This is a genomic window from Micromonospora sp. NBC_01796 (assembly GCF_035917455.1).
GTDB lineage: Bacteria > Actinomycetota > Actinomycetes > Mycobacteriales > Micromonosporaceae > Micromonospora_G.
The window spans coordinates 1,621,158-1,632,366 of record NZ_CP109078.1 but is presented as its reverse complement, the minus strand read 5'-3'; the positions used below and the strand labels follow the sequence as shown (position 1 = coordinate 1,632,366).

Genomic DNA, 11,209 nt, shown 5'->3' with positions numbered 1-11,209 from the left:
CCGAACCGCCCGCGCTCAGTCCGAGGCGCCCGCACTACGGACTGAGTGCCTTCCCGCCGCGAGCACACCGCCGGTGGGGGCGGTGATCGTGTTGCTGTCGAGGGTGACGGCGGCGTTGCGGGCGAGTGCGCGGCCCTCGATGGTGACGCCGGTGGTGACGGTGATCGAGGCGACGGCGAGGATGTTGCCGCGCAGGATGGAGTAGGTGCCGAGGGTCGCCGAGCTGCCGACGATCCAGAAGACGTTGTCCGCCCGTGCGCCGTTGACCAGGTTGACGCTGCTGGCCGAGGCGGTGATCAGGGTGGACGCTGCCTTGAAGACGAAAACGGCGCCGGGGTCGCCCTGGGCGTCGAGGGTGAGTGCGCCGGTGATGCCGAAGGTGCCGGCGAGGGACTCGTAGACGCCGGGAGTTTTGGTCGTCCCGCCGAGTTCGACCGGGGTGGTGGTGCTCACCCGGGCCGCCGCGTCGTCGTACGCGGTGCCCAGGTCGGTTTTCGCCTGTGCGGCGACGGCGTCGGCGACGTGCTGGGTGCCGTTGACGACTCCCGGCGGGAAGCCGGTGACCGAGGTGCCGGGGCTGAGCCCGAGGTCCCCGGTGACGGTGGTGGGTCCGGTGTTGGTGATCGTCGAGGCGGCGAGGACCGCGAACTGGGCGGCCGTGCCCAACGACACCGCCGCTGTGGCCGCGCTCGTTCCGCTGTCTGTTGAACTCATGGCGTTTCCTTTCGTGGAGATCCTGGCGGGGTCGGATCTGCCCATGGTGGAGACCGGCACGGCCGATACGGCCGTGTTCTGCGCGTGTGATGGCCCGCCGGGTCCGCCGTGCCCGCTCAAGCTGGCGGGGAGCGGTGGGGTGACCGGCAAACGGCCGGAGATCAGCGCCCGGCCGTGGCGGGAGCCGGGACGGTGGAGGTCCGTGGTGCGGGGGCGGTGCCGGCTGATCGACTCGGTTGTGGCCGGCGGTCGGAGCAGAGTGGAGGGACCAGGAGAGAGCCCCTGGGATTCGTACCGGAGAGCCGACGCTGCGACTCTAGTTACGTACCGTAGTTGTGCTGGTCGACTCTGTCGAGGGGTGAGCCGCCGATTGGCACACATCATATTCGCAGCTCAGAGTGATAGTCTGCGCCGCGCTGCACCCCCGGACGAGGGTCGCCGCGAAGGGCAAATGTAACGATCAGTAATGCGGGGGCGTCAGCACTCTTTCTCCGTAACAGCGGGTGTTGGTGGGTGGGGTTGACCCTCACGTAGCGGGAGGCGGGAGGGTGGTTCTCGGAAGGGAGGGAACCCGTGGAGTACCCGGTGGGGGAGGTGGCGCGGATCGCCGGCGTGACCGTACGGACGCTGCACCACTACGACGAGATCGGTCTGCTCTCGCCGAGCGGTCGTACGGGTGCGGGCTACCGCCGGTACGACGACGCCGACCTGGAGCGGTTGCAGCAGATCCTGTTCTACCGGGAGCTGGGGTTCCCACTGGAAGAGATCAACGCGATCGTCGACGACCCGGAGTCGAATCCGACCGAGCATCTGCGTCGGCAGCACGAACTGCTGACCGGTCGGATCCACCGGCTGCGGGAGATGGTCACCGCGATCGAGTTCGCGATGGAGGCGAAGAAGGTGGGTATCCAACTCACACCGGAGGAGCGGTTCGAGGTCTTCGGCGACTTCGACCCGGACGAGCACGCGGCCGAGGCCGAGCAGCGCTGGGGCGACACCGACGCGTACCGGGAGTCGAACCGGCGTGCGGGGCAGTACAGCAAGGACGACTGGCTGCGGAACAAGGCGGAGAACGCCGAGTGGGGCCGGCGGTTCGTGGCGCTGATGGACACGGGCGCCCCGGCCGACAGCCCGGCCGCGATGGCGCTCGCCGAGGAGCACCGCCAGTTGATCAGCCGCTGGTTCTACGAGTGCACGTACGAGATCCACACCGGGCTGGCCGACATGTACCTGGCCGACCCGAGGTTCACCGCGTACTACGAGAACATCGCACCGGGCATGACGGCCTACCTGTGCGGGGCCATCCACGCCAACGCGATCACCCGCGCCTAGCAACCGGGTACGGAACCGGTGGCGACCTGCCCACCGGTTCCGTACCCGAGAGGTCGTACGTCGGTCGGGATCAGTTGTTGTACGGCAGGGTCGGGAACCAGCCGAACCCGAACATCGCCGGCACCCGGATGTCCCAGTAGACGACGGTGAACACGCCCAACGCGACGAGCAGGCTGCCGGTGATGACGGCCATCCGTACCGGGTCGCGGGACAACCAGGTCAGGAACCGGCCCCGGGTGCCGGCGACGACGAGGGCGAACAGCACCGCGACGATCACGATGTTGCCCAGGGACTGGAGCACGAACGCCGCGGCACCGTAGAACGGGTTGCCGGAGTCGACCGCCCAGTGGAACAGCTTGTTGAACAGCGGGTACGGCCGACCGATGAGGAAGCCGCCGACGAGTGCGCCCAGGACGACGACCCGGGCGACGGGTCGGGTGGCGAACGGGTCGGGCAGCACCCCGAGCGCCGCGAGGCCGAGATAGGCCAGCGCCAGCCCGATCACCCCGAAGACCACCGACGACTGGAGAATGCGTACCGGCATGTCGCCGACGAGGTCGGTGGAGAGCTGCGGAAGGCGGTCGCCGAGCAGGACGCCGACGAACCCGTACACCGCGGACACCGACACCATGCCGAGGGCCAGCCAGCCCACCGGACGCAGCATCGTACGCAGGGCGCCGGTTGTGCCACCGGTCGCGCCGGCCTGGCTCATCGGCCCGATCGCCGCCGCCATGGCGATGTTGCAGGCGGTGAACGTACCCGCGAGCCCGGACACGAACGCGAACAGCAGCCCGGCGGCGGTACCCGCGATGGCGGTGCCCTTGGCGTCGTGGCCGAGCAGGGTGTTCGCGACGTTGTCTCCGATGACCGCGTCGACGAAGTGGTAGGACCAGACCACGGCCAGCAGCACGCCGGCCAACACGCTGAGGACAACCACCCGACCGGTACGCGGTCGCGCGTTGGTCGGGGCGGGCGGCGCCGTGACGAGCTGGGGTGAGACCTTCACGGTTGCTCCTCTTCGGGGGTAGGACAACAGAGAGGAATGGCCCCCTGACCATAAGTGAGGGCAGGGGGCCATTCCATACCGGCGATGGATCAGGCGGTCGCCGGTTGTGGCGCCACCGGCACCGGGGCGGTCACGCCCTCCTGCCGGCGCTCACGCAGCCACCGGCTCCACCACCAGAGCCCGCGGGCCAGGCAGACGAGGGTGACGGCGAAGAAGAGGGTGTAGACGATGTTGAACACCATCAGCACCCCGTAGACGGTGGCGACGCTGGCACCGAACATGAACTGGTCCCGGAACCGGCTCGGGGTGGTGCCGGGGTCGGTGACCATGTAGTTGGTGAAGAGGATGAACGCCACCCCGGTCATCGGCACCAGCGCGCCCCACAGGGACACGTCCCAGATCCAGTGTCTGATCAGGGCCTGGAGTACGAAGCCGCCGCCCCACCCCATGATCAGGCCGACTTTCTTGGTCAGGGCGGCGTTGAGCACCGTCCCGGCCGTGAGGATGACCACCGGGATCACGATCCGGATCACGTCCGGCACGTTCTCCGTGAAGTGGTACGGCGGCGCGATGTTCACCCAGGAGAAGGCGAGCAGGGTGATCGTGATGCCGAAGTTGGAGGGGTTCATGAAGTGCCGGAACCGCCCCTTGATCGGCGCCCGGAGCACGTACTTCTGACCCACCGAGACCACGACGGCGAAGGCGATCGGCCAGAAGATGTCGTTCGCGTAGAGCAGCATGTTCGCCGCGAGCGACGTGATGTGGGTCGGTAGCAGGAAGGTGTAGACGCCCCAGGCACCGTTGCCGGCGTACTCCGCGGGTCGTTTCCCGGCCCAGGCCGCGATCGTCTCGCAGACGAACTCGGTGGTGTAGCCGACCGCGAGGGCGAACAGTGGCCACGTCCACGGCTGCTCGAAGCCGAACACCGAGTAGCCGAGGATGTTGAAGATGCTCATCGAGATGGCGAAGTTGCGCAGCGCGAGATAGCGCGGGTCCTTGCCGTCGATCCGGTTCGGCCGGGGAGGTGCCCCGGTCGCGGCGGTCGTCGCCTGGTCGGTCCGGGCCGGTGCGGTGGCGACCGGGGTACGGACGCCGACTCCGGCGGTGCTGATGCGTTCGACGTGGGTCATGAGCCCGCCACCTCCTGGGCCTGGTCGGTGAGCATGAAGTCGTGCCAACCGGGGTTCAGGTTGAGCGTCTGCATGTGCATCGTCCCGCTGAGGTCGAGCCAGCAGAGCTCGGCGGAGACCGGCTTGTTCGCTTCGTCGCCGAGCCCGAAGAAGACGTCGAAGCTGCGCTTGCCGGAGTGCCCGCTGCCGCCGTCGAGCTGGGCGACCTGCGTACGCCCGTCTGCGGTCTTGATCTTCACCTGGGCCCCGTACGCCGGGGTCCCGATCGGACCGGCCGCCCCCGGTGTCGCGCCGGCCACCGGCCGGTGCAGCCGCAGGCCGAGGAAGTTGCCCTCGGCCGGCTTGGTGTTGCGGTAGTAGGCCGGCGGTCCCCACTGCCGGGCCACCGCGAAGTCCTGGCTGCCGTCGGCGTTCACGTCGGCGACCGCGACCCCGCGCGACGGCGTGGTGTCGGTCATCCCCAGGTCCTCGTTGAGGTTGACGTACCGGCCGTTGTCCTCCCGGACCCAGAACGCGAACGGCGACGAGCCGGAGATGTCGTCACCGGGCTCGGCGTTCGGCCACATGTGCGGTTCGGCCAGCATGAGGTCGTTGGCCATGGCGAGTTCCTGGAGCCAGTTCCACCGGTTGATGTGGCCCTTCACGAAGCCGGTGGTCTGGACCACGCTGAGCTGGCCGCTGTTGTCGAAGTCGGCCATCTTGGAGTCCCAGCCCCAGCCGACCCAGGCGATGTTCGCGTCCGCCGCCTTGTTGTCGAACGGGGCCACCCCGCTGCTGAGCTTCTCCCGCGCCTCTTCGACGTTGTCCGCGGTGTTCTTCCAGAGGAAGTTGCTCTCCTCGATGCCCCAACTTGTGGTGATGTTGCTGACGAACATGTCGAACCGACCGGTGGAGTTGAGGTCGCCGAACTCGATCGACATGCCCTTGAACGAGTCGTGCCCGACGACCAGCGACTTCGGGGTGAAGGCACCCCGGCGGCCCTCGGCGAGGGTGAACTTGATGTTGCCCGGGGTGGAGACGTTGTGGAAGAACCGGTCGTTGCCGAAGTCGTTGGCGACGTACAGCTCGGGAAGCAGGTCGCCGTCGAGGTCGGCCGAGCCTGCGCCGAGGGACCACCCGGTGGCCAGGTTCGGCTCGATGGCGTTCTGTTCCTCGTACGTCACCGACGGGGTGGCGCCGACGGTGGCCGACTTCCAGCGCATGATGTGCGCGCCGCCGGCGTTCTGGGCCCGGGACATCGAGTGGTTCATCGTCACGCCCTTGAGCCCCTGCGGGTCGAGGACGGCGGTGTCCGGAAAGTAGTTGAACACCCCGATGTCGGGGTGCCCGTCGCCGTCGAAGTCGGCGATGTTCACCGCGTTGGTGTTCCACTGCGGGCCGTGGTACTGGCCGTCGGGCGCGGTGCCGTACTGGAGCAACTCCATCGGGAGGTAGGTGGCCAGGCTCAGCGGCGCGGAGGTGCCGCGCTGCATGAACAGCACCGGGCTACGACCCCAGAAGTAGACCAGCAGGTCGGTCCAACCGTCCTGGTTGAAGTCACCGGGGGCACAGCCCATCGGGGCCATCACCGAGTTCATCGGCAGCGGGGCGGGGTCGAGTACGAACGGCGGGTAGCTGCCGCCGCTCTCCGGTGCCGGTGTGACGATCACGGAGTCGCTCCGGGTGTCCACCAGGCACAGGTCGTTGGCGACTCCGCCGCCGTCCAGGTCGTTGACGGCGATCGCCGCGCCGACCGAGGAGATCCACGACTTGATGTGCTCGTATTCGGGGTTCACCTCGCGGACGGTCCGCAGCGGCAGCCCTTCGGGCAGTGCGATGGGCAGCTCGGTGAACCGGAAGCGCGAGGCCATCGATGCGCGATCTTCGGCCGACGCCTCCGGTAGTTGAGCGGCCACGAACAGGGTGCCCGTCAGGACGAGCACGAACAGGGCCGGGGTTAACCGGCGCAGGACGCCGGGTTTCGATGGCATCGTTTTCCCCTCGAAATAGACGGCACGGGGCAGCGCCCGACAACCGGCGATCGCGTACGGCGATGCGGTTGCGGAGTGCTTGTTTACTGGCGGAGTTGTCGGTCCGACGGGGCGTTTCGAATTCGTACGCCGTTCGTCGGTTCACCGCCAGTTACGCGAGGGCCCACGGCGGGGTCGGCCCGTGGAACCAGGTGGATGACCGGCCCCGGCGCCCGGCGAGTTGTGGACTGCACCTGGGCGGCCACTGCGCGACGAGCGAGCGTTCTTCCTTCCTTCCTTGACTATTCCGTCACGCCGGACCAATTACCTTCCGACCATCGATATCCTCGCGTCGTGCCCAGCCGGTGTCTTCTCAAAAAGTGCTCTAGGCCCGCGTATCGCCTGACCTGCGCAATATGGGAGAAGGGTGGCTGCCGGCGCCGGGAATAGATCGCGGCGAAAGGGGATCCGTCCCGGTGGCGCGGCGGGCGAACGGCTGCTCAGTCGGCCCGCGGGGCCTCTTCGGGTGCCGTGCCGCCGGCCACCCGCAGGGCGAGATAGTGCTCGTACGCCATCCGGCGCATGGCGGCGAAGGCCACCTCGTTCAGCACGGTACGGGCTACCGCCGTGGCGGCGGTCTCCTGCGGCGACTGGTCCAGTTCGTGCCTCGCCAGGGCGTCGGCGGCGGAGACGTACAGCCTGAAGGCGTCACTGTCGTCGTCCCAGCCGAGGTACTGAAGCGCCGCGAAAACCTGCGCCAGGGTGGATTTTGCGGGTGCCTCGGGCTCGACGCGCCAGCCGACAGTGTGGACGAGCTGGTCGATGCGCCCCAGCGCCGACTCGATGACGCCGGGCTCCGAGTCCTCGGTGGGGTAGTCCGCGAGGAGGGCCTTGGTGACCACCTTGGCCACCGCCTGAGGGGCGAGGCAATTGTCGTCGATCGCTGCCAGTACCTCGCGGACCGAGGCGATGCTCATCATTCCTATACCGGTCAACACCCGAATTAGTTTTAACCGTATAAGGTGCTCTTCGTCATACTCGGCCTGGTTCCTGGCGGTAGGTGTACCTGGTGGCAGCAGTTGTTCTCTGAGGTAGAACTTGATCGTCGCTACCGGGACCCCGCTCTGTCTGCTGAGTACCGAAATTCTCATCGAACTCCAGAGGTTTGTGGGGTCCGCTCAATGCATGCTGCCACACATGATCGAGTACCGCAAGCCTTGTAGATGTTCGCCAATATGTGTCTGACCAGGGATTTCATGGTCTCTTAAGCTTCGCTCGGCCACTGTCCGAAGGCCGTCGGTGCGGTGTCGGGGGACCGTTGCGGTGCGGTGAGCAAAGGCGATATTCCGCGAAATTAGCGGCCGAACCGATGCAACCAACATCGAAAGCGGACGCATCGCCCGCACCGGGGTCGGTCAATGGATACCAGGAATCACCACCATCTTATCTCCAAATTATTGCTCAGTTCGGACTGGTCGGGACGATACCGGACGTGTTTCCGCAGGCCAGCGTCGCGCCCGGGACTTGGGATAGGGGGCGCCACCAGGACAAACGCGGTTCGGTGACGGAGCCGTTGCTGGTCGTTACGGTTTGGTCTAGCATCGACAACTATCGCTTGGGATGTGTGCGGTCACCGGATCGGGCCAATTCGCGGACCACGTACTTCCGGCGATAGCGGGGCTTCGGGGATGCAGTGTCAGTACGGGTGAGTGTGGGGCAACCCCGTATTGATCGAGTCGAGCGACGTCAATGAAGAGGCGCTTTTGTCCCTGAGTGCTACTCCTTGGGCAACGGCTGAGATCCGGGGGAGAATCGCGATGCACGATACCGCCGAACAAGCTGTAGAACGCGTAATCGCTACGATGCTCGACAATCTGAGCGAGCCGCTCACGATCGACGACATGGCGCGGGTGGCCATGTTCAGCAAGTTCCACTTCTCGAGAATGTTCCAACGCGCGACCGGGCTGTCGCCCGGACGGTTCCTGTCCGCCCTGCGGCTGCAACGGGCCAAGCAGCTGCTGGTGTCGACCTCACTGAACGTCGCCGACATCAGCATGCGGGTGGGCTACACCAGCGTCGGTACGTTCAGCTCCCGCTTCTCCCGCAGCGTGGGACTGTCACCGACCACCTACCGCAGGCTCGGCGGGTTCACGCCGAAGATCCATGCGGACAGCGGCCCCGAGGCCGCGTGCGGCACGGTCAAGGGCATCATCCATCCCCACCCGACGACCGGACGCCAGGTCACCTTCGTCGGCCTGTTCCCCGACCGCATCCCCGAAGGCCGGCCGGTGAGCTGCGCGATCCTGGACCATGCCGGGCAGTACGCGCTGGAGCGGGTACCGAAGGGCGCGTGGTACCTGCTGGCGCACGCCGTCCCGGCCGGCACCGAGGACTCCGTCGACGGCGCCGGGCTGAACCCCGACGACCTGTCCGTGGGCATCGTCGGGCCGATCGAGATGTGCCGGGACAGCGTGGTCGAGTCGGTGGACCTGCAACTCAAGCCGATGCGGACGATGGATCCGCCGGTCCTGCTGGCCCTGTTCGACGTACGCAAGGATGCCCTGATCCGCGCGGGTGTCCGCAGCGACAGCTCCTACGAGCCGTTCGCGGTGGCCTGACCACGCGGGACCGGCGAGCGCGGCCGATGCCCCGGCCGCGCTCGCCGGAAATTGCCCGCCGGCGCGAACGCCGGCGGGCAACAACCATGTCCGGTACGCCTCAGCGCAGGCTGCGTACCGTCATCGGCAGCCCGTCGCGCATCCGCAGCGACAGCATCGGCTCCGGCACCACCTCGTGCTCCGGAGCCTTCACCAGCCGCAGCTCACGGGCCAGCATGGCGAGGACGAAGGCCGCCTCCATCATGCCCAGGTGGTTGCCGACGCAGAACCGGGGACCGGCACCGAACGGGATGTACGCGTACCGGGGCCGGTCGCCCGAACGGGCCGGGTCGAACCGCTCCGGGTCGAACCGCTCCGGCGACGGCCAGAAGTCCGGGTGCCGGTGCAGGGTGTACGTGCACACCACCACGTCCGCCCCGGCGGGTACGTGGTAGCCGCCCACGTTGTCCTCCCGCAACGCCTTGCGCGGCAACAGCCACACCGGCGGGAAGAGTCGCATCACCTCCTCCACCACCATCGCCGTGTACTTCAGCCCCCGCAGGTCCTCGTAGACCGGTGGCCGGTCACCGAGCACCTCGACCGCCTCGGCGTGCATCCGCTCCCACACCTGCGGATGCTGGTCGATCAGGTAGAGACTCCAGGTCAACGTGCTCGCGGTCGTCTCGTGCCCGGCCAGCAGCAGGGTCACCAGTTCGTCGCGCAGCCGCTCCCGTCCCACCCGGGGGTCGGACTCCTGCCCGGCCGAGATGATCAGCCGGGACAGGACGTCGTCGCGGTTCCCGGTGCTCGCCCGACGGTCGGCGACCAACTGGTCGACGATCCGTTCCAGGTCCCGCCGTGCCCGGCGGAACCGGAGCTGGGTCGGCAGCGGGATCCAGGTCGGCACCGCGCTCAGCGTCGCCAGCTCGAACATCGCCTGGTCCTGGACGGTCGAGAAGGAGCCCCCGATGGTGTTGAACGTACCCAGGTCGGCGTCGAGCAGGGTCCGGCCGAGCACCCCCAGGGTCAGCCCGGTCATCTCCTTGACCACGTCGACCGGCCCCTGGCCCTCGTACGCCCGCAGCCGCTCGACCAGGGCGGCGGCCTCCAGTCCGATCGCACCGGCCTGGGCGGCGATCCGCTTGCTCTGGAACGCCGGCTGGATCACCGAACGCTGCTTGCGCCAGAGGTCACCCTCGCTGGTCAGGAGCCCGTCGCCCAGCGCCCGCCGGGCGTGCACCAGGCCGATCCCCTTGTGGTAGTTCGCGCTGTTGTCGGCGAGGATGTGCTTGGCGTAGTCGGGGTGGTTGAAGAAGTAGAGCGACTTCGGTCCGACCGGCAGCCGGACCGCGTCGCCGTACGCCGCGGCCGCGTCGGTCATCATGCCCAACCGGTCCCGGTTCATCACCGCGAGCATCCGCATCGCGGAGCTGCGCGGGGGTCCCGGCGGCACCCGCCGGGCTCGATCCAGAGTTGTCATGGCGCCACGTCACCTCACTCGAAGTCGAACTGAGCGAACCTGCCCAGGTAGAACAGCAGGGCCTTGTCGTCCAGATGCCGGTCCAGCGACAGCAGTTCGCCGACGAAGATGGTGTGGTCCCCACCGTCGTAAGCTGCCCGCAGCTTGCACTCGAAATGGGCCAGCGCGCCGCGGACCAGCGGCGCGCCCGTGATCTGACCCGGTACGCAGTCCACCGCCTCGAACTGCTCCGCGCCCAGGGGGCGGCGCTTGTCGGCGAAGTACCGGGCCACCGCCTCCTGGTGTGCGGACAGGACGGAAACCCCGAACGTGCCGGTCTCCGCGAGCAGCCCGTGCATGATGGCCTGCCGACCCACGCACACGAGCACCAGCGGCGGGTCCAGCGACACCGTGGTGAACGAGTTCGCGGTCATGCCGTGCGGCGCGTCGCCACCGACGGTCACCACCGTGACGCCGGTGGCGTACGCGCTGAACGAACGTCGGAGCAGTTGGATCTCGGCCGTCGAGGACGGTTTCGCCTGAACATCCACAGTCGTCCTCCACTGCCGTCCGGTCAGGCCCGAGGCGCCGCGAGCACGTACGGCTCGAGCGCTCGGACCAGGGATTCCGGCACTCGGGCCGGGAGCGTACGGGTGTTCGGGCCACGCATGCACGCCACCCGCTGGTTGCCGCGGGCGACCAGGGTCTCGCCCGCGCCCGGGTCCAGCCGGACGTAGTCGAATCCGAACTGGACCTGGGTCTGTGCCAGCTCGACCAGCCGCATCCTGATCGCCAGCTCGTCGAACGCGGTGATCTCGGCGAAGAACTCGCAGTCGACCCGGAGCGTGAACAGCTTCAGGTCGTCGCGCAGGTCGTCCAGCACCGCCGGGGCCCGGTCCTTGAGGAACATCTCCCGGCACCGCCCCTGCCACCGCAGGTAGTTGACGTAGTACACGTTCCCCACGATGTTGGTTTCCTCGAAACCAACCGTGTGCCGGTACTCGTAGTACATCTCCATCACG

The 11,209-nt window shown here is 67.8% G+C and carries 10 protein-coding genes; 2 read left to right on the top strand and 8 right to left on the bottom strand.

What is annotated here, in order from left to right; genetic code table 11:
* Positions 1-15: 15 nt before the first annotated feature.
* A complete protein-coding gene (locus OIE47_RS07530) occupies positions 16-714 on the bottom strand; it encodes an ice-binding family protein (RefSeq protein WP_326560780.1) in 699 nt (232 codons plus the stop codon).
* Positions 715-1,287: 573 nt separating this feature from the next.
* Here OIE47_RS07530 and OIE47_RS07525 point away from each other — a divergent pair.
* Positions 1,288-2,046: a MerR family transcriptional regulator gene (locus OIE47_RS07525; RefSeq protein WP_326560779.1), complete on the top strand. Its 759-nt coding sequence runs from the start codon at positions 1,288-1,290 to the stop codon at positions 2,044-2,046.
* A 70-nt stretch (positions 2,047-2,116) separates the two neighbouring features.
* On the opposite strand, the gene OIE47_RS07520 is transcribed toward OIE47_RS07525, so the two are convergent.
* The 4 genes from OIE47_RS07520 to OIE47_RS07505 all read right to left on the bottom strand — a co-directional run bounded on the left by OIE47_RS07520 (position 2,117) and on the right by OIE47_RS07505 (position 7,282).
* Positions 2,117-3,052 (bottom strand): hypothetical protein, encoded by a 936-nt coding sequence (locus OIE47_RS07520; protein WP_326560778.1) that lies wholly within the window; start codon positions 3,050-3,052, stop codon positions 2,117-2,119.
* An 89-nt stretch (positions 3,053-3,141) separates the two neighbouring features.
* Positions 3,142-4,182: an enediyne biosynthesis protein gene (locus OIE47_RS07515; protein ID WP_326560777.1), complete on the bottom strand. Its 1,041-nt coding sequence runs from the start codon at positions 4,180-4,182 to the stop codon at positions 3,142-3,144.
* Complete coding sequence (locus OIE47_RS07510) at positions 4,179-6,152, bottom strand: CRTAC1 family protein (protein ID WP_326560776.1); 1,974 nt, start codon at positions 6,150-6,152, stop codon at positions 4,179-4,181. Before OIE47_RS07510 ends, OIE47_RS07515 begins: the two co-directional genes overlap by 4 nt.
* Before the next feature lie 479 nt (positions 6,153-6,631).
* Entirely contained in the window at positions 6,632-7,282 is a 651-nt protein-coding gene (locus OIE47_RS07505) for a MerR family transcriptional regulator (RefSeq protein WP_326560775.1), read from the bottom strand.
* A gap of 711 nt (positions 7,283-7,993) precedes the next feature.
* On the opposite strand from OIE47_RS07505, the gene OIE47_RS07500 reads away from it, so the two are divergent.
* On the top strand, positions 7,994-8,749 hold the full coding sequence (locus OIE47_RS07500) for a helix-turn-helix transcriptional regulator (protein ID WP_326560774.1): 756 nt from the start codon (positions 7,994-7,996) through the stop codon (positions 8,747-8,749).
* A 100-nt stretch (positions 8,750-8,849) separates the two neighbouring features.
* On the opposite strand, the gene OIE47_RS07495 is transcribed toward OIE47_RS07500, so the two are convergent.
* The 3 genes from OIE47_RS07495 to OIE47_RS07485 are packed head-to-tail and all read right to left on the bottom strand — an operon-like array spanning position 8,850 to position 11,205.
* On the bottom strand, positions 8,850-10,208 hold the full coding sequence (locus tag OIE47_RS07495) for a cytochrome P450 (RefSeq protein WP_326560773.1): 1,359 nt from the start codon (positions 10,206-10,208) through the stop codon (positions 8,850-8,852).
* Positions 10,209-10,222: 14 nt separating this feature from the next.
* Complete coding sequence (locus tag OIE47_RS07490) at positions 10,223-10,738, bottom strand: flavin reductase family protein (RefSeq protein ID WP_326560772.1); 516 nt, start codon at positions 10,736-10,738, stop codon at positions 10,223-10,225.
* Between the two features lie 23 nt (positions 10,739-10,761).
* Positions 10,762-11,205: an acyl-CoA thioesterase gene (locus OIE47_RS07485; protein WP_326563016.1), complete on the bottom strand. Its 444-nt coding sequence runs from the start codon at positions 11,203-11,205 to the stop codon at positions 10,762-10,764.
* Positions 11,206-11,209 lie beyond the last annotated feature (4 nt).

Coding starts and splice junctions, on each gene's coding strand:
- OIE47_RS07515 (WP_326560777.1), bottom strand. CDS start 4,182: ATGACCCACGTCGAACGCATCAGCACCGCCGGAGTCGGCGTCCGTACC.
- OIE47_RS07485 (WP_326563016.1), bottom strand. CDS start 11,205: ATGGAGATGTACTACGAGTACCGGCACACGGTTGGTTTCGAGGAAACC.
- OIE47_RS07505 (WP_326560775.1), bottom strand. CDS start 7,282: ATGAGAATTTCGGTACTCAGCAGACAGAGCGGGGTCCCGGTAGCGACG.
- OIE47_RS07500 (WP_326560774.1), top strand. CDS start 7,994: ATGCTCGACAATCTGAGCGAGCCGCTCACGATCGACGACATGGCGCGG.
- OIE47_RS07495 (WP_326560773.1), bottom strand. CDS start 10,208: ATGACAACTCTGGATCGAGCCCGGCGGGTGCCGCCGGGACCCCCGCGC.
- OIE47_RS07510 (WP_326560776.1), bottom strand. CDS start 6,152: ATGCCATCGAAACCCGGCGTCCTGCGCCGGTTAACCCCGGCCCTGTTC.
- OIE47_RS07530 (WP_326560780.1), bottom strand. CDS start 714: ATGAGTTCAACAGACAGCGGAACGAGCGCGGCCACAGCGGCGGTGTCG.